Origin of the sequence: Corynebacterium sp. (assembly GCF_030152825.1) — a bacterium.
GTDB lineage: Bacteria > Actinomycetota > Actinomycetes > Mycobacteriales > Mycobacteriaceae > Corynebacterium.
This window is the reverse complement of record NZ_JASLIP010000045.1, coordinates 1-21,870: the sequence shown is the minus strand read 5'-3', so window position 1 is coordinate 21,870 and position 21,870 is coordinate 1. Positions and strand designations below refer to the sequence as shown.

General features: G+C 64.0%; 19 protein-coding genes. 2 read left to right on the top strand and 17 right to left on the bottom strand.

What is annotated here, in order from left to right:
• Window positions 1-4: 4 nt before the first annotated feature.
• Complete coding sequence (locus Q1V78_RS05270; RefSeq protein ID WP_300612393.1) at window positions 5-1,264, bottom strand: phosphotransferase; 1,260 nt, start codon at window positions 1,262-1,264, stop codon at window positions 5-7.
• Between the two features lie 71 nt (window positions 1,265-1,335).
• Window positions 1,336-3,156 (bottom strand): aspartate--tRNA ligase, encoded by a 1,821-nt coding sequence (gene aspS, locus Q1V78_RS05265; protein WP_300612391.1) that lies wholly within the window; start codon window positions 3,154-3,156, stop codon window positions 1,336-1,338.
• Window positions 3,157-3,250: 94 nt separating this feature from the next.
• Between aspS and Q1V78_RS05260 the strand changes: the two genes are divergently transcribed.
• Window positions 3,251-4,186, top strand: coding sequence for a neutral zinc metallopeptidase (locus Q1V78_RS05260; protein ID WP_300612389.1), 936 nt, complete (start codon window positions 3,251-3,253; stop codon window positions 4,184-4,186).
• 137 nt (window positions 4,187-4,323) lie between these two features.
• Here the strand turns inward: Q1V78_RS05260 and hisS are convergent, their stop codons facing one another.
• Window positions 4,324-5,607, bottom strand: coding sequence for a histidine--tRNA ligase (hisS, locus tag Q1V78_RS05255; RefSeq protein ID WP_300612387.1), 1,284 nt, complete (start codon window positions 5,605-5,607; stop codon window positions 4,324-4,326).
• Window positions 5,608-5,647: 40 nt separating this feature from the next.
• Window positions 5,648-6,352: an MBL fold metallo-hydrolase gene (locus tag Q1V78_RS05250; RefSeq protein ID WP_300612385.1), complete on the bottom strand. Its 705-nt coding sequence runs from the start codon at window positions 6,350-6,352 to the stop codon at window positions 5,648-5,650.
• A 144-nt stretch (window positions 6,353-6,496) separates the two neighbouring features.
• On the opposite strand from Q1V78_RS05250, the gene Q1V78_RS05245 reads away from it, so the two are divergent.
• Window positions 6,497-7,357, top strand: a complete 861-nt coding sequence (locus tag Q1V78_RS05245) for a peptidylprolyl isomerase (RefSeq protein WP_300612383.1) — start codon at window positions 6,497-6,499, stop codon at window positions 7,355-7,357.
• A gap of 91 nt (window positions 7,358-7,448) precedes the next feature.
• Here Q1V78_RS05245 and Q1V78_RS05240 read toward each other — a convergent pair whose 3' ends face one another.
• The 13 genes from Q1V78_RS05240 to Q1V78_RS05180 form a co-directional block, all read right to left on the bottom strand.
• A complete protein-coding gene (locus Q1V78_RS05240) occupies window positions 7,449-9,725 on the bottom strand; it encodes a bifunctional (p)ppGpp synthetase/guanosine-3',5'-bis(diphosphate) 3'-pyrophosphohydrolase (protein ID WP_300612381.1) in 2,277 nt (758 codons plus the stop codon).
• A complete protein-coding gene (locus tag Q1V78_RS05235) occupies window positions 9,718-10,305 on the bottom strand; it encodes an adenine phosphoribosyltransferase (protein ID WP_300612380.1) in 588 nt (195 codons plus the stop codon). Before Q1V78_RS05235 ends, Q1V78_RS05240 begins: the two co-directional genes overlap by 8 nt.
• A gap of 17 nt (window positions 10,306-10,322) precedes the next feature.
• Window positions 10,323-11,921: an ABC transporter substrate-binding protein gene (locus Q1V78_RS05230; RefSeq protein ID WP_300612378.1), complete on the bottom strand. Its 1,599-nt coding sequence runs from the start codon at window positions 11,919-11,921 to the stop codon at window positions 10,323-10,325.
• Between the two features lie 84 nt (window positions 11,922-12,005).
• The gene (secF, locus tag Q1V78_RS05225) at window positions 12,006-13,196 is read right to left on the bottom strand and encodes a protein translocase subunit SecF (protein ID WP_300612492.1); all 1,191 of its coding nucleotides are present in this window, start codon (window positions 13,194-13,196) and stop codon (window positions 12,006-12,008) included.
• Between the two features lie 17 nt (window positions 13,197-13,213).
• Window positions 13,214-15,055, bottom strand: a complete 1,842-nt coding sequence (secD, locus tag Q1V78_RS05220; protein ID WP_300612376.1) for a protein translocase subunit SecD — start codon at window positions 15,053-15,055, stop codon at window positions 13,214-13,216.
• A 167-nt stretch (window positions 15,056-15,222) separates the two neighbouring features.
• A complete protein-coding gene (gene yajC / locus Q1V78_RS05215) occupies window positions 15,223-15,615 on the bottom strand; it encodes a preprotein translocase subunit YajC (protein WP_300612374.1) in 393 nt (130 codons plus the stop codon).
• Between the two features lie 137 nt (window positions 15,616-15,752).
• Window positions 15,753-16,856, bottom strand: a complete 1,104-nt coding sequence (ruvB, locus tag Q1V78_RS05210; RefSeq protein ID WP_300612372.1) for a Holliday junction branch migration DNA helicase RuvB — start codon at window positions 16,854-16,856, stop codon at window positions 15,753-15,755.
• 65 nt (window positions 16,857-16,921) lie between these two features.
• Window positions 16,922-17,542, bottom strand: coding sequence for a Holliday junction branch migration protein RuvA (gene ruvA / locus Q1V78_RS05205; RefSeq protein WP_300612370.1), 621 nt, complete (start codon window positions 17,540-17,542; stop codon window positions 16,922-16,924).
• 45 nt (window positions 17,543-17,587) lie between these two features.
• The gene (gene ruvC / locus Q1V78_RS05200; protein ID WP_367279555.1) at window positions 17,588-18,091 is read right to left on the bottom strand and encodes a crossover junction endodeoxyribonuclease RuvC; all 504 of its coding nucleotides are present in this window, start codon (window positions 18,089-18,091) and stop codon (window positions 17,588-17,590) included.
• Window positions 18,092-18,343: 252 nt separating this feature from the next.
• Entirely contained in the window at window positions 18,344-19,099 is a 756-nt protein-coding gene (locus Q1V78_RS05195) for a YebC/PmpR family DNA-binding transcriptional regulator (protein WP_070758972.1), read from the bottom strand.
• Between the two features lie 264 nt (window positions 19,100-19,363).
• Window positions 19,364-20,248 carry an acyl-CoA thioesterase II gene (locus Q1V78_RS05190; RefSeq protein WP_300612363.1) on the bottom strand — a complete coding sequence of 295 codons (885 nt, stop codon included), beginning with the start codon at window positions 20,246-20,248 and terminating at the stop codon, window positions 19,364-19,366.
• Between the two features lie 6 nt (window positions 20,249-20,254).
• Window positions 20,255-21,175: a pyridoxal 5'-phosphate synthase lyase subunit PdxS gene (gene pdxS, locus Q1V78_RS05185; RefSeq protein ID WP_012360180.1), complete on the bottom strand. Its 921-nt coding sequence runs from the start codon at window positions 21,173-21,175 to the stop codon at window positions 20,255-20,257.
• A 181-nt stretch (window positions 21,176-21,356) separates the two neighbouring features.
• The coding region (locus Q1V78_RS05180; RefSeq protein ID WP_367279554.1) for a hypothetical protein at window positions 21,357-21,870 on the bottom strand (514 nt) is incomplete at its 5' end.

The window sequence follows — 21,870 nt, the reverse complement described above, 5'->3', positions numbered from 1 at the left end:
GCGCCTAGTCCTCGCGTCGCTGCGGGTGGGCGCCCAGCGGGGCGAGCGCCGCCAGGAGATTTTCTGCAAGCTCGACGACGGGGGCGAAACGATCCTCCCCCAGCTCCGCCGTGAAGCGCAGGATAGCGTCCACGGTCGTGGCGAGGTCGATGAGCTGCGCGGTGGTCAGCTTCTTCAGGTCATCAGCCTCGATATCGAATTCGCGCAGGTCGTTGACCCTATCTGAGCCGTAGTACAGGAGCGCGAGAGAGAAGAGGGCCCACCCGATCAGCGAGGCCACCAGAACCTCGTTGAAGTAGGCGTCCTCCCGGAACTCCGGCCAGTAGTGCACCACCTCGGCTCGCCAGGCATCGAGGAACTCGGCGGTCTCCTTATCGCTTAGTGCCGGGGTCGTGAGGTCCTGCGGGAAACCGGCCACGACGCACGCGACGTCGAAGGCGATATCGCGGAAGCCTGCCCACTCGTAGTCGAGGAAGAACACCCGCTGCGCCAACACAATGTTGTCCGGCATCAGGTCGAATGGGGTGAAGGCGCGAGCGGTGGAATCCGACTGCCGTTTCCCCGCCACGTTGGCCAACCGGGTGACCTCCGGGTGCATGGAGATCTGGTTGCGCTCCATCAGCTCCCGCCCGAGCTCAACAGTTTCCGCAATATCCGGCTGCTGGCCGGCGACGTCCTCAGCAGCGTAGCCGTGCTTCTGGCACTGGCGGCGGAAGAGAGTATCATAGGACTCTTCTTTGCCTGCCGTGGCTACGTGCATACGGCCGAGGGAACGCCCCAGCTTCCGCAGCGCAGTGCGCCGTTCCTTGGCGGGCAGCTGGGTGAGCACCTCAGCGAAGTTTTGACCTTCACCGAGGTCCGAGAGGATCAGAAGGCGTTCCTCGATGTCATAGGCGAGCAGCAACGGACCCGGCCGTGACTCCTCAGCCAGGGTGTTTGTGAACTGGTACGCCACGAGCTCGCGGAAAAGCCCGGTGCGGTCGAAGGAGATTCGCCTGCTGCCGCGAGACCGGTTGGCCTCCGGGTCTGCGAGGGATGAGTGCTCCTCCCCCGAGGTCTCCGGTGGCAGCTGCTTGACCACCACCGTGCGCTCCTGGAGGAAGTCATTGTGCCCGACCCGAGCGCGCAGAACCAGGGAGGATCCGTTTCCTCCGAGGTTCTCCGGATTGCTCAGTGCCGGCGATCCCCCGAAGCGGGCGGCGAGAACTCGCTGTGCGGATTCGACGACCGCTGCCACGGAGAGGGCTGGATTGTGTTCGGACACCTGTTTACTCATCCTCATCGCCAACGGGGTGGCACTGTGCGCCATCCCAGCTGGTCTTTAGTCTTTTCGCTCTACTGGGAGCTGGCCTTGGTTGCGCCGGCCTGCGCCGCGGCGGCCTTCTTTGGCTTCGCGTCGATACCGGACTCCTTGCGCTGCTCTGGGGTGATCTCGCTCGGCGCATCCGTCAGCGGGTCGACACCGCCGCCGGACTTCGGGAAGGCGATGACGTCGCGGATGGAGTCGAATCCACCCAGCAGGCTGACAATTCGGTCCCAACCGAACGCGATGCCGCCATGTGGCGGAGCGCCGAAGGCGAAGGCGTCGAGCAGGAAGCCGAACTTCTCGCGAGCCTCCTCCTGGGAGATGCCCATGACCTGGAACACTCGCTCCTGGACGTCCCGCTGGTGAATACGGATGGACCCGCCGCCGATCTCGTTGCCGTTGCACACGATGTCGTAGGCGTAGGCCAACGCGGAACCCGGGTCCTGGTCGAAGGAGTCCAGGAACTCCGGCTTCGGGGAGGTGAATGCGTGGTGCACGGCAGTCCATGCGGAATTGCCGAGCGCCACGTCGCCCTCTGCGCGGGCATCGGCTGCAGGCTCAAACATCGGCGCATCAACGACCCAGGTGAAGGCCCACTTGGTGTCGTCAATGAGTCCCAGCTTCTGGGCGATCTCGCCGCGTGCCGCGCCCAGCAGGCCGCGGGAGGACTTGGTGTCGCCGGCAGCGAAGAAGATGCAGTCGCCCGGCTTCGCGCCGACGTGATCGGCGATACCAGCGCGCTCCTCGTCGGTGATGTTCTTCGCAACTGGACCGGACAGCTCGCCGTCCTCGCCCACCAGGATATAGGCCAGGCCCTTCGCGCCACGCTGCTTGGCCCACTCCTGCCAAGCGTCGAGCTGACGGCGTGGCTGGCTGGCGCCACCATCCATCACGACGGCACCGACGTACTCGTTCTGGAACACGCGGAAGGTCGTATCCTTGAAGAACTCGGTGCACTCGGTGATCTGGATGTCGAAACGCAGGTCCGGCTTATCGGAGCCGTAGAGGCGCATCGCGTCGGCGTAGGTCATGCGCGGGAACGGAGTCTGGACCTCGTAGCCGGCGGTGGACCACACCTCGGTGAGGATCTCCTCGGCCAGGGCGATGACATCCTCCTGGTCGACGAAGCTCATCTCGACGTCCAGCTGGGTGAACTCTGGCTGGCGGTCGGCGCGGAAGTCCTCGTCACGGTAGCAGCGGGCGATCTGGTAGTAACGCTCCATGCCGGCGACCATAAGCAGCTGCTTGAACAGCTGCGGGGACTGCGGCAGAGCGTAGAAGGTGCCTGGCTTCAGGCGTGCCGGAACCAGGAAGTCACGTGCGCCCTCCGGGGTAGAACGGGTCAGCGTCGGGGTCTCGATCTCGGTGAAATCGTGGCTCTCGAGTACCTTGCGGGCCGCAGCGTTGGCCTTGGAGCGCAGGCGGAGTGCGTCGCCCTGGGAGGCACGGCGCAGATCCAGGTAGCGGTACTTCAGGCGGGTCTCTTCGCCGACTTCGCCGGCAGAGGACGGGTCGTCGATCTGGAACGGCAGTGCGGCGGACTCGTTGAGCACTTCGAGCTCGTTGACGTTGACCTCGACGGCACCGGACGGCAGGTTCAGGTTCTCGGAGCCCCCAGGACGGGCCTCCACGCGACCGCGGACGCGGACACAGTACTCGCTGCGCAGCGCATGGGCGCGCTCGGCGACCTCGGACTCGCGGAACACGACCTGGGCCACGCCGGAACGGTCGCGCAGGTCGATGAAAATCACGCCACCGTGGTCTCGACGACGGCCTACCCAGCCGGTGAGGGTGACCTCCGAGTCGATGTCTCCTGGGCGAAGTTCGCCTGCTAGATGGGTTCGCAGCACGTCGCTTATCCTTCCGATGCATTCAATCTTTGAATAGGGTGTCGAATTCAACCCTTCAGCTTAGTCCATCTCCACGTATGGCAAACTTTAGGGCGTGACCTTTAATCAGAATCTAGGCGACTCCTCCGGCCGCGCCCAAGGTGGCGGCAATTCCGGGGGCTCCAACTTCGGCGGCGGCAACCGTGGTGGTGGCAACTCCCTCGTCAACATGCTGGTGAGTCAGGTGGGTGCTCGTTTCGGGCTGCCCGGCATCATCATCGCCGGTTTGGTGATCTTCTTCCTCAACAGCGGCGGTGGAATCCCAGGCATTGGCGGCGGCGCCAACAATGTGCAGAGCCCGCAGACTGACTCGGATGCGCTCGCGCACTGCAAGACGTACGAGGACGCCAACGAGCACGACGACTGCCGCATCCAGGCTACCGCGACGGTTCTAGACGACTTCTGGCAGGAGGCTCTCCCCCAGGAGGCGAATATCCAGTACACCAAGCCGGGCCTCTTCATCGGCTCGGGTCAGCTGAACACCGCCTGCGGGGCGGCGGATGCCTCCCAGTCCGGGCCGTTCTACTGCCCGGGCGATGAGACCGTTTACTTCGCGACCCCGTTCTTTAAGCAGCTGCGGCAGATGGGCGGATCCGATGGCCCGTTCGCCCAGATGTATGTTGTCGCCCACGAGTTCGGCCACCACATCCAGCATCTCGAGGGCAACCTCGGGCTCTCCGATTACAACAACCCGGGTGAGGACTCCAACGCCGTGAAGATGGAGCTGCAGGCCGACTGCTACGCGGGCCTGTGGGCTAGCCAGGCGGATAAAGGGCCGGATGCCATGCTCGACCCGATCACGCAGGACCAGGTGGATCAGGCTGTGAAGACTGCCCAGTCCATCGGCGATGATGCGATCCAGAAGTCCGCCGGCCGCTCGGTCAACCCGGAGAAGTGGACTCACGGCTCCTCCCAGCAGCGCGTCGACGCATTCCTGCGCGGCTACCAGGGCGGAACGATGGCCAGCTGCGAGGCGAACTTCCGCCGCTAGGGTCGCCCCCGGCTAGGGCTCCCCAGTAGCGCTTCGCCCCGGGCGGCCGAAGAACCCACGGCAACGAAAACGGCACTGCGCTACCACACAGTGCCGTTCTTTTTTTGGCCGAAAGCCCCGCGTGGTGATCCGGGGATCTACGCAAGCTGCTGGCGGATGTGAGTGGTCAAGTCTGCCACCGCGACGTCGTGCTGCTCCCCGAGCTGCAAGTCCTTCACCGCCACGGTGCCGGCCTCGAGCTCCTGATCACCGATGACGACTGCGAGCTGAGCGTTCGCCCGGTTGGCTGCCTTCATCGCCCCCTTGAGCCCGCGATTGCCGTAGGCCATGTCCGCAGCAACGCCCGCCGCCCGCAGCTCGTTGATCAGGCCAACCATGTGGCGCTTCGCAGCATCGCCCATCGGAATGCCAAACACGTCCACGCGGCGACCGGTCGAGGCGGTCTTGCCCTCCGCGTCGAGCGCCAGCAGGGCTCGGTCCACGCCGAGGCCGAAACCGATGCCGGAGAGATCCTGGCCGCCGAGCTGAGCCATCAGGCCGTCGTAGCGACCGCCACCGCCGATCCCGGACTGAGCCCCGAGGCCGTCGTGGACGAACTCGAAGCAGGTCTTGGTGTAGTAATCCAGCCCGCGGACCATGCGCGGGTTGATCGTGTACGCCACGCCCATGTCCTCCAGCAGGCCGGTGACGGTTTCGAAGTGCTCACGGGAGGAATCGGAGAGGTGGTCCTTCATCAGCGGCGCGTCTTGCAGCATCTCCTGCATCTGCGGTCGCTTATCGTCCAGCACTCGCAGGGGGTTGAGCTCCGCGCGGCGCTGGGTCTCCTCATCCAGCGGCAGCGTGGCCAGGAATTCCTGGAGCTTCGCGCGATATGCCGGGCGATCGGTGCTATCCCCCAGGCTCGTCAGCTCGAGGCGGAAGCCGTCCAGCCCGATGGAGCGGAAGCAGCGGTCTGCCAGGGCGATGACCTCGGCATCCAGTGCTGGATCGTCGATCCCGATCGCCTCCACGCCGACCTGCTGGAGCTGGCGGAAACGGCCGGCCTGCGGGCGCTCGTAGCGGAAAAACGGACCGTGGTAGGCCAGCTTGGCTGGCAGCTGCCCACGATCAAGGTTGTGCTGGATCACCGCACGCATCACGCCAGCGGTGCCCTCCGGGCGCAGCGTCACTGAGCGACCACCCCGGTCGGCGAAGGTGTACATTTCCTTGCTCACCACATCGGTGGACTCCCCCACGCCGCGGGCGAACAGCGAGGTGTCCTCGAACACGGGAAGCTCGATGTGCTCATAACCGGCGTTGTGGGCGGCGTCGAGAAACGCGGTGCGCACAGCCAGGAATTCGCTGGACTGCGGCGGCACGTAGTCCGGAATCCCCTTCGGGGCGTGCAGCGGCTGGAACTTCTTTTCACCTGAGTTAGTCACGCCACCAGATCTTAGTGGCTGGCCCGCCACGGGCGTAGCACTACCCCACCTCGTGCAAGAAGGGGTTGGTCTTCTTCTCCTGACCGATCGTTGTCTGCGGACCGTGACCGGGCAGGACGACGTCGTCGTCATCGAACTCGGCAGACAGACGCTTAAGGGAGAGCGTCATATCCGCCGGGTCCGAACCAGGCAGGTCCGTGCGCCCCACGCCGCCGTTGAAGAGGACGTCCCCGCCCAGGATCAGACCCGGGATGCGGAACATGACGGATCCGGGCGAATGCCCCGGCATGTGGTGGACGGTAAAGGTTTGACCACCGATGCTGATCTCGTCGCTAAGGTTCCGGATTTCCTCCGGGACCCGCATGTTCTCCGTGTCGAAGATGCGAGCAAAGTCGGGGAAATTGGTGTACATGCCCGGGTTCTCAAGCATCGAACGGTCATATTCGTGGACGTGCACGGGCACCCCGAACTCCGCGGCATCGCGCATGTGGTCAATGTGGCCATGGGTCAGCACGATCGACTCCACATAGAAGTTGTGCTCGCTCGCAGCGCCGCTCATCACCTCATGGGCTCCGTGCCCCGGATCCACCACCGTTGCGGGCCTGCGTCCTTGCTCGTCGTGCGCGACCGACTCATCCGTGTTGATCAGCACGTAGCAATTGGTCTGGAAGGCGCCCGCCGGAAAGCCCAGCAGCTCGAAGGTGGGTGCGGGCAACCCTGCACCAGTGTTCTCGGAGTTCTTCATGCCCCCATCGTGTCAGAAAATAGTTTTCTTAGGGCATAATGGGAAAGGTTACGCAGGCCCGGTCCCCTGAACCCAGGCTCTGCGCGAATCGTCCATGATCACGCTGAAGATGATCACGCAGGAAGAAAGGCACCGGTTCAACACGTGAGTGAGAACACTGGGCGCAAGATGCCCAACGCGCAGCGCCGCGACGAGGCGCTGGATAACCTCGACAAGGCGATCAAAGCCCGCGAGCGCAAGGCTAAGCTCGCGCCGCTCGGCGTGATGGTGACCACCGTCGTGGTCCTGGCCGCGATCGTGGGCGGCATCTACTTCGCCAGCACCTACACGGGCTCCGATGACTCCGAGGATCAGACGGAAACCCAGGCTCAGGAGGAGCAGCAGTACCCGCCGCTGCCGGACGGCCCGATGAAGGCCTACCCGAAGCAGGTCAGCTGCGAGTACGAGGACGAGGGCGGCGCGGCCAAGCAGGTCGATAAGCCGGGCACCGAGAACATCCCGACCGATGGCCTGGTCAAGGTGAACCTGAAGACCACCGCCGGCGAGATCCCCATCGAGCTGGACCGCGGCACCTCCCCGTGCTCGGTGAACAGCTTCGAGTCGCTGGCCAAGCAGAACTACTTCGATAACACGGTCTGCCACCGCCACGTGAAGTCCGATCAGATGGGCATCCTGCAGTGCGGCGACCCGACCGGCAAGGGCACGGGCGGACCGGGCTACAAGTTCGGCGACGAATTCCCGCTCAACGGTGTGGCTGAGGGCGAGAGTCAGTCCCCGCTGACCTACCCGCGCGGCACCCTGGCAATGGCTAACTCCGGCCCGGACACCAACGGCTCCCAGTTCTTCCTCGTCACGAAGGACACCACGCTGCCACCGGCGTACAACGTCTTCGGCAAGATCAGCGACGAGGGTCTGGCCACCCTGGACAAGATCTACGACGCCGCCCCAGAGGGCGACGGCAAGCCGGCTGATGAGGTCAAGATCGAAAAGGCCACCGTCAGCTAGGTTCCTACTCCAGCTGCACAAAGCCCGGGTACCCCACGAGGGTGCCCGGGCTTCGTCGTTGCTCATTCACCGCGACGCGGTTAGCAGGAGCCTAACCGCCGGTGGTGACTCGGTAGACGTCGAAGACGCCCTCGATGTTGCGCAGCTGCCCCATCAGGTAGCCCAGCTGCTTGGTATCGGAGACCTCGAAGGTGAAACGGATCATCGCCACCCGGTCCTCCGAGGTGCGCGAGCTCGTCGCGATGATCGGCACCTTCTGCTCGCTGACCACTCGGGTGACTTCGGAGAGCAGGCCGTTGCGGTCCAGGCCCTCGATCTGGATGGTCACGAGGAACACGGCGTTCTGGAAGCTCTGAGCCCAGCCCACCTCGATGATTCGCTCCTGGTCCTGGTGCAGCTTCGGCGCGTTGGTGCAGTCCGTGCGGTGCACCGAGACTCCGCCACCCTTGGTGATGAATCCAAAGATCGCATCGCCCGGCACCGGGGTGCAGCACTTCGCCAGCTTCGCGGAAAAGTCCGCCTCTCCCTGCACGAGGATGCCGGAGCCGTCGCCACGGCCCTCCTGCGGGGTGTTCGCGATCCGGCTCGCCGGGTGGACGGGCACCTCGTTGGGCAGCATCGGGGGCGCATCGTCCTCGCCAGCGAGCTGATCCATGAGCTGGTTGACGACGTGACCGGCGGTGACGTCGTGGCGGCCGATGGCCGCATACAGGGCATCGAGGTCGTCGTACCCCAGGTCCGCAGCCAGGGCACGGACTGACTCGGGAGTGAACAGGCGCTGCACCGGCACGCCATTACGCTGCACCTCCGCGGCGAGCGCGTCGCGTCCGACCTCGACAGCCTCACCGCGACGTTCCTTGGCGAACCACTGTTTGATGCGGGCACGCGCCCGCGGAACAACGACGAAGCTCAGCCAGTCCTTGCTGGGTCCTGCCGACTGGTCCTTGGAGGTAAAGATCTCTACCTTGTCGCCGGTCTGCAGCTTGCTTTCCAATGCGACCAAGCGTCCGTTGACCTTCGCGCCGATGCAGCGGTGCCCGACCTCGGTGTGCACCGAGTAGGCGAAGTCCACGGGGGTTGCTCCCGCTGGCAGCGTGATGGCGTCGCCCTTGGGGGTGAACACGAAGATCTCGTCGGTGGAGAGGTCGTAGCGCAGCGAATCCAGGAACTCGTTCGGATCCGCCGCCTCCTTTTGCCAGTCCAACAGTTGGCGCATCCACGCCATCTGGTCCAGGTCCTCGCTGTTTCCGCTGTGGGTGCCCCGGGTCTCCTTGTAGCGCCAGTGCGCAGCAATGCCGTATTCGGCGTTGCGGTGCATCTCCAGGGTGCGGATCTGGATCTCCAGCGGCTTCGCGTCCGGGCCAAGCACGGTGGTGTGCAGCGACTTGTAGACGCCGAAGCGCGGGGAGCTGATGTAGTCCTTAAACCGGCCGGGCATGGGCTGGTACAAAGCGTGGACCGCGCCGACGGCGGCGTAACAGTCGCGGACGGTCCCTACGAGGATTCGGATCCCCACCAGGTCGAAGATCTCATCAAAATCGCGGCCTCGGACGATCATCTTCTGGTAGATCGACCAGTAGTGCTTCGGCCTGCCCACGACCTCGGCGTTGATACCGGTGTCCTGCATCGCGGACTCGATTTCATCCTTGACGCGGGCAATATACTGGTCGCGCTTGGGGGCTCGGTCCGCGACGATGCGGACGATCTCCTCGTACTTGCGCGGATACAGGATCGCAAAGGCGAGGTCCTCGAGTTCCCACTTGACGGTCGCCATCCCCAGTCGGTGCGCCAGCGGTGCGATGACCTCCAGCGTTTCGCGGGCCTTCTTCGCCTGCTTCTCGGGCGGCAAGAAGCGCATGGTCCGCATGTTGTGCAGCCGGTCGCAGACCTTGATGACCAGCACGCGGGGGTCGTGCGACATCGCCACGATCATCTTTCGGACGGTCTCGGCTTCCGCTGCGGAGCCGAGCGCCACCTTGTCCAACTTGGTGACACCGTCCACGAGGCGGGCAACCTCTTCGCCGAAATCGGCGGTGAGCTCCTCGAGTGAGTAGTCGGTGTCCTCCACCGTGTCATGCAGGAGTGCGGCCACCAGCGTGGTGGTGTCCATGCCGATCTCCGCGGCGATGGTCGCCACGGCGAGCGGGTGGGTAATGTACGGCTCCCCCGATTTGCGCATCACGCCGTCGTGCAGTCGCTCCGCGGTGTTATACGCCCGGTTGAGAACCTCAAGGTTCGCCTTCGGGTGGAACTTCCGGTGCACCACGATGAGTGGTGCCAACACAGGGTTCACCTTCGGGCGGGCGGTCCCCGTCAGGGTGCGCGCGATGCGCGCCGCCATCCACAGTGAACCCTTTTCGTTACTCATGATCGGTTCCTACGACATACAGCGGGATATCAGGGAAGCGCTGGCGACCGTCCAGCGCTTGTACCTCAAGTACTACCCCAAGGCCACAGACCGTCGCACCAGCTTTGTCAAGCAAGCTGCGAGCGGCCTGGAGGGTACCCCCGGTCGCCAGGACGTCGTCGAGCAGCAGTACCCGGCGGCCCCGCAGGTCCAGGCCGTCGGCTGGGATCTCTAGCGTGGCGGTGCCGTACTCCAGCAGATAGTTGGCCTGGTGAACCGGCGGCGGTAGTTTTCCACCCTTACGCACCGCGAGGATGCCGAGGCCCAGCTCGTAAGCCACGGCACTGCCAAGCAAGAAACCGCGCGCGTCGAGCCCTGCGATCAAGTCGGGTTCCATCTCGCGGGCAGCATCAGCCAAGGAGGAAACGACGGCTCGGAAGGACTCCGCGTCGGCGAGAGCCGGCGTGAGGTCCTCGAAAACGATGCCCTCGACGGGGAAGCCCGGAACGAGCCGAATGTGAGCAGCGAGTTGCTTTTGGGCGTACTTCTGGCGTTCGATCGCGCTCGGGTCGGAGAGAGTGAACTCTGATGCCTGGGTCATGGTTTTCGACTAATCTTTTAAGACTTCTTGGTGGGGGTGTCCGTTGGGCTGGTGGTTTCGGGGATGTGGTCGAGCTCGACCCACCGGTCCATGTTCCAGCTGAGCCCCACATTGCCCGGGTTATCCACGACGTTGTCCACGTTTTTCAGGGTGGCGATGGCTCGCGGCTCGGTGGTCAGCGGGATCGTCCACATTGCTTGCTGCAGTTCCTTCTCCGCCCGCAGGAGCTCCGGCAGCAGCGAAGCCTGGTTGGCCTTGCTGAACCCATTGCGGCCGAATCCGCTGAAGGTCGACAGCCGCGCGTCGTAGTCCTCCCCCAAAGTTCCATAATTCGCGGCGACAAGTGGCACCGCCTCTACGGTGATCCCGGCCTCCGCGCAGCTGTTCTTGATGCTCTCCACCTGCTTGGCGTAGCGCTCGTGTTCCTTGAGGTAGCCGATGCGCACGGTAGCTCCCTCGAGAGTCCCCTTTGCCGCCGGGATATCCCGGTTCATGTGGGCCCCGGAGAGTGCGCGCAAGCGGGGGTGCGTCGGCGTAGATGGTTGCACAACACGCAAACCGGTGGCTGTCACACGGTTGCGGGAGAACTCCGACACGGTCTTCACGAGGGCCTTGCGGTCGATGCAGGCGCTGAAGGCGTGCCGGGCGCCTTCGTCGGCGAAAATCCCGGTGTCGGCGAGGCTGAGGGTGTCCAATCGGTCGCTGGGCTGGCGGCTAATCGAGAACTTCTCGGACGCGATGCCAGCTGCGGCGAAATCCGTGTTTACGGGTGCATCGAGCACCGAAATCTGATGGTCCTCGGCGAGCTTCGACAGGTCTGCTCCCGGGCCCCATACGTAGATCGGCACCTGCGCGGGGCTATCCCCCGCCCATTCCGGGTTCTCCCGGAGCACCAACTGGCCTTGCTCCCCCTTCTCAGCGATTCGGTATGGGCCGAATGTCGGGACGGAGGCGGGGTCCGTCTTGGTAATGTCGAAGAGCTCTTGCCAGGCCTTGCCGAGGCGAGCCAAGTCCTCCTCCACCCCAGACTCGGTGGCTGCGGTGACTGATTCTACCTCGGCCCGCTTGGTGACGCTGTGGGCTGGAAGTACGGTTCCCGCGCTGAAAAGTTCGCGGTACCGCTGGCCGAACCCCGGTTTGAACACCACCCGGAAGCGGTCGGCCCCCGGGGCGCAGTAGAGTTCGGCGACCTGGTGATAGATCGGCAAATCGGAGGCGAAAAGATCGGCACGCTCGCTGGCCAGTTTTGTCAGCTGGAAGTCATCACACACGACCTTGTGCCCATCGGAGTACTTTGCCTTCGGGTTGATCTTGTAGTCGACGACTTCCTGGTGCTTCTCGCTCGGTGTGACCTCGACCAGATCCCGGTTGGGCAGCATTTGGCCCTCCGGCCCCGCGAGGAAGGCACCTGGATACAGGCGCGCGGAAAGCTTCGCCGCGTCAGTAGCCACCCCGACAGCCGACCCCGCGTTGGTGGTGGCCGGGGTGGTCGGAAGCTGGTAGCCGAACTGTGGTTCGGCGCGCCCCAACCCTCCGCCATCGCTCCCGCAGCCGGCCAGCAGAGCGCCAACGGCCAGGGTCGCTATTCCCGCGCGGAATCCGCGATGTTTGAACACTTCACGCCTCCTTGAGCGTCCGCTGGGATTCACCGCCATGCGAACACTCCCCAGGGTTTCCCCGAGTCTTTGAGCTTTCGCCAGCTACATTCCAGGTCGCCAGGATACCCCGCTGGTATCCGGGCCTGCGGCATCCGGTTGCTGTTCACGCCGGGTGCGAAGCCCAGCGTTCGGGCTCACGACGGTGCGGGTTCCCGCGCGGGGCGCATCCTCGGCGTCGTCAGCCGGTTCTTCGCCAGCACCTGCCCGTTCGCGAGCCTTGCGAACCTGCTCATCGTGCTCCTGGTACTTCTTCTGGCGCATCTTCAGGCTTACCAGCATGGGGGCAGCGAAGAAGATGGAGTTGAAGGTACCGCAGATCACGCCGATGAACTGCACGAGCGCGAGGTCCTTGAGGGTGCCCACGCCCATGAGCCACACGGCGATAACCAGCAGCGCGGCGATCGGCACCAGCGAGAAAATGGAGGTGTTGATGGAGCGCATCACCGTCTGGTTGATCGCGAGGTTGACCTGCTCCCCATATGTCGCGCGGTTCGAGTCGAATAGCCCCGCAGTGTTCTCCTGCACCTTGTCGAATACGACAACGGTGTCGTAGAGCGAGTAGGCCAGGATCGTCAGCAGGCCGATGACCGTCGCCGGAGAAACGTCGAGTCCCAGAAGGGAGTACAGGCCCGAGACGATGGTGAGGTCGATGAGCACACCGATGATCGCGGAGATCGCCATATCGCGCTCCATACGCAGCCCGATGTAGGCGAAGACAGCGAGCACGAACACGCCGAGTGCAAGCAGCATGCGCTGGGTGATGGACGAGCCCCAGGACTCGGAAACCGTGGAATCATTCACGGCGTCCTCGGAGGGCTGCCCCTGAGCATTCTCGGGCTTGAACTCCTCGAAGAGGGCAGTCCGGGCCTCGCGGATCTGCTCTTCGCTGAGCCGCTGGGAGTTGATCTCGATGACTCGAGAGTCTCCCGAACCGACGGTCTGAACCGCATTGGGCTCAACTCCCGTGGCCTCGGTGAAAACGCGCTCAACGTCATCCTGCTGGACGCTTGCGGTCGGCGGCATGCTGATGCGCGTACCGCCCTCGAAATCGATGCCGAGGTGAAAGCCCCGGAAGCCGATTGTCGCGATGCACACGACGAAGATGGCAATGAGAATCTGGTACGAGAGGCGCCGCTTCGCAACGAATGGGAAGTTGCCGGTGCCGTTGTACATCTGGCTCAACCAGGAGCCCTTGTCCTGTTCCTTCTGCTGCGCAGTGTCCACGCTGCTCATGTCGGTGTCCGTGCTGCTCATCGGGTCTCCTCCTCGGTCGAGCTGCTCTCTGTGGAGCCTCTCGTCGTTTTAACGTCCGCCGTGGCGGCAGCAAACTGTGGTCGGGTCGGCGAGTAGCCACGGGACTCCGCAAGGCGAAATGCCGGGCCCAGACCGTTGAACTTGCGGTTGGCGATGAAAGGCCTGCGGGACAACATGATGGTCAGAGGCGCGGTCAGCAGGAAGGCGACCAAGACGTCGACGACGGTGGTGAGCCCCAATGTGAACGCGAAGCCCTTGACGTCGCCGATGGCGAGGAAGTAAAGGATCACCGCTGCAATGAGGGACACGAAATTACCGGTGACGATCGTCCCGCGAGCCCGATCCCACGCGCGAGGCACGGCGGAACGGAAGGTCGAACCACCGAGGATCTCGTCCTTGATGCGCTCGAAGTAGACCACGAAGGAGTCAGCGGTGGTGCCGATACCGATGATCAGACCAGCAATGCCGGCCAGGTCCAGGCTGTAACCGATCCAACGACCCAGCAGAACGAGGAGACCGAAGACCGTCGCCACGCTGGTCACCAGCGAGAAGATGGCGATCAGGCCGAGTCCGCGGTAGTACCAAAGTGCGTACAGGGAGGCGAGCACGAGCCCCACGAGCCCGGCGATCAAGCCAGCGCGCAGGGAAGCCTCACCCATGGTTGGCGAGATCGTCGTCGCGGTGCCACCCGGCTCGCCGTTCTCGCCGACGAAGCTCAGCGGCAGCGCACCGTAGCGCAGGTTGTTGGCGAGGTCCTGCGCTTCCTTCTCAGTGAACTCGCCCGTGATCTGGGAAACCTCGCCTGGCGGGGTTGCGCCCTGAATCTGCGGGGCGGAAATGACCTGGGAGTCCAGGGTGATGGCGACCTGCTGATTCATCATGTCCTGGCCGAGCTTGTACCAGGTCTCGCCACCCGGGGTATCCTTGCCAGTCTTGAAACGGAACGTGATAGCCATCTGTGCGGACTGGGCGTCGAAACCACCGGTGATGGTGGAATTCGTATCGATCATGTCACCGGTCAAGCGGCGGGGCTTGTCCTTGTTCTCATCACCGATCAGCACCGGGGCAGGCCCCAGCACCATCGGCCCCTGCGGCGAACAGGTCACCAGCGGCTTGGCAGGATCGTCGGCACCAGAGAGCGGATCAGGTCCAGAGCAGTCGAGCAGCCCCGCTGCTGCGGATTGCGTATCCGGGTCCTCGGACTGGCGGTCCTTCAGCAGGATCTGAACCTGCTTGTCACGGCGCTTCTGCTCCTCGACGGAGTTCTTCGGCTCCGGTGGCTCCTTGGCCGTCACCGTTAGCTTGTCCGGGAGCCCCGGAGCATTCTGCTCCTTCATGGCCTTGAGGAGATCGTTCATCTTCTCCTGGGTGGCCTTCTTCTCTACGATGCCCGCCTCAACCCACCGGTTGGCCATGCCCTTGTAGACCTCTGCGAACTTCGGGGTCGTCGGCTGTGGCTGGGAGTTCGGGCGGAACAGCAGCTGGGAGGTCTGCCCCAGGGCACGGGCCTCGCTGGCGTCCTCACCCGGGACGGTGATCACGAGGTTATCGCCGTCGGTGACGACCTCGGCGCCGGAAACTCCCATGCCGTTGACGCGGGATTCCAGGATGCGGCGTGCCTGCTGCAGCTGGTCGGAGGTCGGGCGTTCGCCCTGCGGGGCGAGAGTTACTCGCGTTCCGCCCTGAAGTTCGATGCCGAGTTTTGGCGTAGCGGACTTATCGCCGGTGGTGAAAATGAGTCCGTAAACGGCGAGGAAAATAACGATGAAGACGAGCAGCGAGCGCTTCAACCACTTCTTTTGCGTGGGTTTCTGCTGCCGAGTTCGCGCTGTGGCCACAGTTGGGCTCCTGAGCTGTTAATCGGGATTAAATGAAAAGCTGGGAAAATATCTTAGTGCCTGCTGGAGACACAAAACATCTGGCACCCGGGTTCCTGTCTCCGGTCACCAGATGTCCAAGTCCGCGCGGGGTCTGCGTGCGCGTTCAGCGGGTCGCGCACCGACGCCTAGTTGCGGGACTCGCCGCCGGTGTTGGTACCACCGTCGACGTCGAAATCCGTGTTCTGGACGTCACCGTCCACCGTCTCGACCTGGTCATTCGGGCGGTTGCTCAGCTGCTCTTCCTGCTGCGAGCCGGGCTCCACGGAGGTCACGGCCTGCAGGACGGCGGCGCGGTCCCAGGTAGTCACCACCGCAGGGCTGATCTCCAGGTCAATGGAGGTATCACCCACGTGCGCCACACGCCCCTGGATGCCCGAGGTCATCTGGACGACCATGCCCGGCTGGAGGGAATCCTGGAATTCGCGGATCTGCTTCATGCGCTGGTTCTGCTTGCGGATCTGCAGCAGCGGCAAGGCGATGAACACGACAACGATCAGGATGAGTATCAAAGAATTCATAGTTTTCAGTGTCTCACATTCTTAGGTTTTTGCACGTAGCCGCCACCGTTCCTACCTCGGGTACTCGACGCCCGGGCCCTCGACGCTCTAGGCGTCGCGCCAGGCGCGGGACCGTCGGCGCTGCTCCCCAAGCGGCGCTACATGCCAGGTGCCTTCTCCGGTGGTTCCAAACCGACGTGGCGCCATGCTGCCGCGGTAGCAACCCTCCCCCGCGGCGTGCGGGCCACCATGCCTGCGCGCACGAGGAATGGTTCGCAGACCTCCTCGACTGTCGAGGGCTCCTCCCCAACCGCCAGCGCAAGGGTGTTCACTCCCACCGGTCCGCCGCCGTGGCCACGCACCAGCGCATCCAACACCCCGTTGTCGAGACGGTCGAGCCCCATCTCGTCGACGTCGAAGACCACGAGCGCCTGCCGGGCGATGTCCACGGTGATCTGGCCGTCGGCCTGCACGTCGGCATAATCTCGCACGCGGCGGAGCAGCCGGTTGGCGATACGCGGCGTGCCCCGCGAGCGGGAGGCGATCTCGGTAGCAGCGTCGTTATCGATTTCTACTCCGAGGATCCCGGCGGCGCGGGTGACCACCCGGGTGAGCTCGGGGGTGTCGTAGAACTCCATCTGAGCGGTGAAACCGAAGCGGTCACGGAGCGGACCCGTGAGCATGCCAGCCCGGGTCGTCGCGCCAACAAGGGTGAATGGGGCAATCTCGATGGGGATCGACGTTGCTCCCGGCCCTTTACCGACGATGACGTCGATGCGGAAGTCTTCCATCGCCATGTAGAGCATCTCTTCGGCGGGGCGCGCCATGCGGTGGATCTCGTCGATGAAGAGCACGTCGCCCTCCATGAGGTTCGACAACATGGCAGCCAGATCCCCTGCCCGCTCGAGAGCAGGGCCCGAGGTCATGCGCAGAGAGGAACCGAGCTCCTGGGCGATGATCATCGCCATCGTCGTCTTACCTAGCCCTGGCGGGCCCGCAAGCAGCACGTGATCGGGCGCAACACCACGGCTGCGGGCCCCGCCAAGCACGAGCTCAAGCTGCTGGCGCACCTTGGGCTGGCCGATGAACTCCTTCAGGCTCTTCGGGCGCAGCGAGCTATCGAACTCGGTATCTCCGGGGATCTGTGCACCGGAGAGCTCGCTGTTCGGCGCTTGCCCCGCGGGCTGATTGCCGGGCTCAGGGCGTGGGGTAGGCAGCGACGAACCCGGCAATTCGAATTCGGTGCGTTCGATGTCTGACATTGGTGCGTCCTTTGCCTGCGTGGTCTGCTGCTGTGAATCCTAGGTGCTGTGTGGCCCTCGCGCGATTAACGCTTTTGACCACTCAGCCGCTGCAGGGCCTCACGCAGCACTGCCGAAGGGTCGGCGGTTCCGTCCTGCTCCTCAAGAATATTCTTCACAGCCGTAGCAGCCTTGGATTCAGTGAAGCCGAGGCCGACGAGCGCCTCCACGACCTGCGGCTGCAACGCCGTGTCGGTGCCGTTCGCTGCGATATCTCCAATGGTTGCCTGGTCGCTCGTAGCTTCCGGAGCCGGAAACTTGCCCTTGAGATCCACGGCCATGCGTTCGGCCAGCCGCTTGCCCACCCCAGGAGCCTGCTGCAGGGTCTTGGTATCCCCCTCCTCGACAGCCCGAGCGATGTCCACGGGCTGCAGCACGCTCATCACTCCCATGGCGAGGCGGGCGCCTACGCCGGAGACCTTCTGCAGGATTCCGAAAGTTTCGCGCTGTTCGGGAGTCGAGAAAGCATAGAGCGTGTGCGCGTCGTCCCGGACCACGAGGCTGGTGAGGACGAAGGCCTGCTCGCCGCGACGCAACGTGGCGAGGGTATCGCCTGTGGCGAGGCAGCGGTACCCCACCCCGGCGCATTCGATCACTACATAATCCAGGCCCTTATCGATCACGTCGCCGCGCAGCGAGGAAATCATGTCGAACTCATCATCCTTCTGTTGTGTTTTTCTATCCCAGGCGCCTCAGGCGCGCAGGAATTGATTCATCGGTCCCCGCCAGCAGTGGCAGACCGCCAGCGCGAGCGCATCGGCGGCATCCGCGGGCTTGGGGGCCTCTGAGAGCCCCAGAATGCGGGTGATCATCTTGGTCATCTGAGCCTTATCGGCCCGGCCGTTGCCGCTGATCGACTTCTTCACCTCACTGGGCGTGTAGCTCTCCACGGCCAATCCGTGCTCCGCCGCGGCGAGCATCAGCACCCCGGAGGCATGAGCCGTATTCATGACTGTCGAGACGTTTGAGCGTTCGAAAACCCGCTCGATCGCGACCACATCCGGAGAGTAGTCAGCGATCCACTCGCTCACGGCGCGGTATAGCCGCTGGAGTCGCTGCTCCAGCGGGACATGGGACTCGGTGCGAACCACTCCGACGGCGACGGGGAACACTGCGCGGCCTTTGCCGGCTTGTACGACGGAAAGCCCACAGCGGGTCAGACCAGGGTCGATTCCCATGACGCGTTTGCCCACCATCGATTCGGTCCGCCGAAATCCAGTGGGCGAACCCCACCCTCCCGCCGACCGGGAGGCGCGGCCGAGGGCCTCCTGATCCGACTCTCCGGGGGCCCCATCCGGCACTGCATTAGACCTCGCACTCATGATAAATACCGAATATAGCACACATGATCGAAATCGACGTCAGCTCGGAGCAACCCGTCATGCGGCCGGGCAGCCACCCCAGCCCCTTGGGCGGGCCAGGCACGTACCGCCCCGTAGGTAGGCCGATTAGTCCTCGGCGAGTTCGGCCGCAACCTCGTCGGAGACGGACATGTTGGTGTAGATCTCCTGGACATCGTCGACGTCGTCGAGAGCATCGATGAGGTTAGCGACCTTGCGGGCCAACTCCGCGTCCGCCGGGACCTCCAGATTGGAGCGATAGACCTGCTCGACGGAGTCGTACTCGATCTCCGCTTCCTTCAGCGCCTCGCGGACGGCCATGAGGTCCGAAATATCGCAGAGCACCTCGAACTGCTCGCCGTGGTCCTTGACCTCTTCGGCGCCGGCGTCGAGGACAGCCAACAGCAGGTCGTCCTCGGTCAGCTCCCCCTTATCGAGAAGCGCCTGACCCTTGCGCTCAAACTGGTAGGACACGGAGCCGGCATCCGCCATGTTGCCGCCGTTCTTCGTCATCGCAGTGCGGACGTCGGTGGCAGCGCGGTTGCGGTTATCGGTCAGACACTCGATGAGCATCGCAACGCCGCCCGGGCCGTAGCCCTCGTACATGATGGTCTCCCAGTCGGAGCCACCAGCTTCCTCGCCGGAGCCACGCTTGCGGGCCCGCTCGATGTTGTCGTTGGGGACGGAGGACTTCTTGGCCTTGGTGATGGCGTCCTGGAGCGTCGGGTTGGCGTCCGGGTCGCCGCCACCCATGCGCGCCGCAACCTCGATATTCTTCACCAGGCGGGCGAATTCCTTGCCACGCTTGGCGTCGATTGCTGCCTTCTTACGCTTCGTGGTCTCCCACTTTGAATGGCCTGCCATCGTCCTCTTCCTACTAGCCGAATAATTCCTTCAAACTGCGATGCAGTTTTTCGCGCCTACCAGCTTACTACGCGCCTCCGGCGGGTTTTCTTTAGAACCACTGGTCCGCGCGTCCCAAGAAGGCCTTAACGCGCTTCTCGTCGTGGGTAGTTGTTCGGGAAGGTGCGTTTCTTGGACGCAAAAACCGCCGTGCTTTTCGGCACGGCGGTTCTGATACTGCATCGAGGCTGCAACCCCCGCGTGGTAAGGGTGCGGGGGCGAGTGTTACTTCCCTTCGAAGCCCTTGAGTGGGACAGCCAGGCGGTCGCCCACGATCCTTCGGGTCAGCCCCTCCTGGGTCACGACGGCGACCAATTCCCCGGCCTGGTTGAAGATGCGGCCGTGGGTAATGGCACGCCCCGCGTGCGCCGACGGACTGACCTGGTCGTAAAGGAGCCATTCATCGGCGCGGAACGGTCGCAGGAACCACATCGCGTGGTCGAGGGAAGCCTCCTGGTACTGCTCGCCGCGGTGCGGAACAAGGGCGGAGGACAGCAGCGTCATGTCAGACATATATGCCAGCGTGCAGACGTGGAAGGTCTCGTCATCCGGGAGTCTGGCCTTCGACTTGAACCAGACGACCTGCTGGGAGGCCGCATACTTATTCGGCTCGAAGTCCCCATCCGGCACCACCCGCAGATCCCACTCGCGCCACTCATCAAACAGCGCCTTGCGCACCGGCGGCAGCTCCTCGCGGTTGACCACGACGTCCTCTGGCGGCACCACCCGGCGCATCTCGTCGGAGTGTTCCGGCCCCTCATCAGTGCGGACGTGGAAGCTGGCCTGCATGATGAAGATCGGCTTGCCGTGTTGAACCGCCTTCACCTGCCGGGAGCAGAATGACCTACCGTCGCGGATGCGCTCCACAATGTACAGCGTGGGCTCTTCGGATCGCCCGGGGGCAACAAAATACCCGTGCAGGGAATGCACCTGGTACTCCGCGCCCACGGTGCGGGTCGCAGCGACGAGGCATTGGGCCGCCACCTGCCCGCCGAACGTTCGGCTCAGGCTCGAGGGAATCACGCGTCCCCGGAAGATATCCCCGTCGATCTTCTCAAGATCGAGAACGTCGAGGATGCGGGGGTGGTCGGCAAACGAGGAGGAGACCATGGGGAATTACCAGCCGCGCTCTGCGAGGCGGTGGGACACCGGCAGCTCGTCGACGTTGATGCCGACCATGGCCTCACCCAGGCCACGGGAAACGTCCGCGATCACCTTCGGGTCCTGGTAGTTCTGCGTTGCCTTAACGATGGCTGCGGCACGCTGAGCCGGGTTACCGGACTTGAAGATACCCGAGCCGACGAACACGCCCTCAGCACCGAGGTGCATCATCATCGCGGCGTCAGCGGGGGTGGCGATGCCACCGGCGGTGAACAGGGTGACTGGGAGCTTGCCGTTGCGCGCAACCTCAACGACGAGCTCGTACGGTGCGGCCAGTTCCTTGGCGGCGACGTAGAGCTCATCCTCGGCCATGTTGCTCAGGCGGTTGATCTCGGCGCGGATGGTGCGCATGTGGGTCACAGCGTTGGACACATCGCCGGTGCCGGCCTCACCCTTGGAGCGGATCATGGCTGCGCCTTCGTTGATACGGCGCAGGGCCTCGCCCAGGTTGGTGGCGCCACACACGAATGGGGTCTCGAAGTCGAACTTGTCGATGTGGTTTTTGTAGTCGGCCGGGCTCAGTACCTCGGACTCGTCGATGAAGTCCACGCCGAGAGCTTCGAGCACCTCTGCCTCGACGAAGTGGCCGATACGAGCCTTGGCCATGACCGGGATCTCGACGGCGTCGATGATGCCTGCGATCATGTCCGGGTCGGACATGCGGGACACGCCACCCTGTGCGCGGATATCAGCCGGAACGCGCTCCAGTGCCATGACAGCGGAGGCTCCTGCGTCCTCGGCGATCTTGGCCTGCTCTGGGGTGACGACGTCCATGATGACGCCGCCCTTCAGCTTGTCGGCAAAACCGCGCTTAACGCGCGCGGAACCGGTGGTGATGGACGCGTCCGCCGCAGCGGTCTTGGATGCCTTGCTCACGTAGTTATTCCCGTCTCTTCGTGGCTGGGCGTGTTAACTCCTACTCGCCTCAGCCCTCGGATTCACCTCGCGGTGGTCCCTCGGGAGCGCGATTTTGAGGCCGCCAACACGTTCCAGCTCGTTGGTGTTTTAGGCCACTAGTCTAACCTGTCTAGTTCTGACCCGTCTAACAGGGCTAGGTTCACGCCACGTGATCGGTCGTGGCGGCCTCGTAATACTCGGGCAGAGGTGCGAAACCGGCCAGCTTAAAGGCCCGAATGCTTGCCCGAGAACGAAGCTGGCGGGTGTCGCACACGGCGTCGTTATAGAAGCGGGAGGCCAGGTCAACGCGCGTGGAGGCGGCGATGAACGCCGGGTGCTCAATAACGGTGGCATCCAGTGCCGCTAACAGGCTGTTTTCCGCCTCCGAGTGCGCCCCCATATCGGTCGCCTGCAGGGGCACCCGGGACACCCGATCCGCCTGCTTCTTCAAATCTGGCCGCAGCGTGGCTATCAACATCGCGCGAGCATGCAGCGCGCCCTCCAGAGTGAGTCGGGCGCTATCAGTGCGGATGTGCAGGCGGTTGAGGCGAGCGGCGGTGAAATAGGCCCACAGGCCGAGCACCGCCAAAACAGCCAATACGGCGATTAGTACAACGAGCCAGGTCGGTATCGCGATCACGAACAGGTCACCTTCCGTCCCTTGAGCGTGGCTG

Excerpts from the sequence above, each read along its gene's own strand:
- Q1V78_RS05195 (WP_070758972.1), bottom strand. The coding sequence starts at position 19,099 with ATGGCAGGCCATTCAAAGTGGGAGACCACGAAGCGTAAGAAGGCAGCA.
- secF (WP_300612492.1), bottom strand. The coding sequence starts at position 13,196 with ATGAGCAGCGTGGACACTGCGCAGCAGAAGGAACAGGACAAGGGCTCC.
- Q1V78_RS05240 (WP_300612381.1), bottom strand. The coding sequence starts at position 9,725 with ATGAGTAACGAAAAGGGTTCACTGTGGATGGCGGCGCGCATCGCGCGC.
- ruvA (WP_300612370.1), bottom strand. The coding sequence starts at position 17,542 with ATGATTTCCTCGCTGCGCGGCGACGTGATCGATAAGGGCCTGGATTAT.
- Q1V78_RS05190 (WP_300612363.1), bottom strand. The coding sequence starts at position 20,248 with ATGGTCTCCTCCTCGTTTGCCGACCACCCCCGCATCCTCGACGTTCTC.
- Q1V78_RS05235 (WP_300612380.1), bottom strand. The coding sequence starts at position 10,305 with ATGACCCAGGCATCAGAGTTCACTCTCTCCGACCCGAGCGCGATCGAA.
- ruvB (WP_300612372.1), bottom strand. The coding sequence starts at position 16,856 with ATGTCAGACATCGAACGCACCGAATTCGAATTGCCGGGTTCGTCGCTG.
- Q1V78_RS05250 (WP_300612385.1), bottom strand. The coding sequence starts at position 6,352 with ATGAAGAACTCCGAGAACACTGGTGCAGGGTTGCCCGCACCCACCTTC.
- yajC (WP_300612374.1), bottom strand. The coding sequence starts at position 15,615 with ATGAATTCTTTGATACTCATCCTGATCGTTGTCGTGTTCATCGCCTTG.
- ruvC (WP_367279555.1), bottom strand. The coding sequence starts at position 18,091 with ATGGTGGGCAAACGCGTCATGGGAATCGACCCTGGTCTGACCCGCTGT.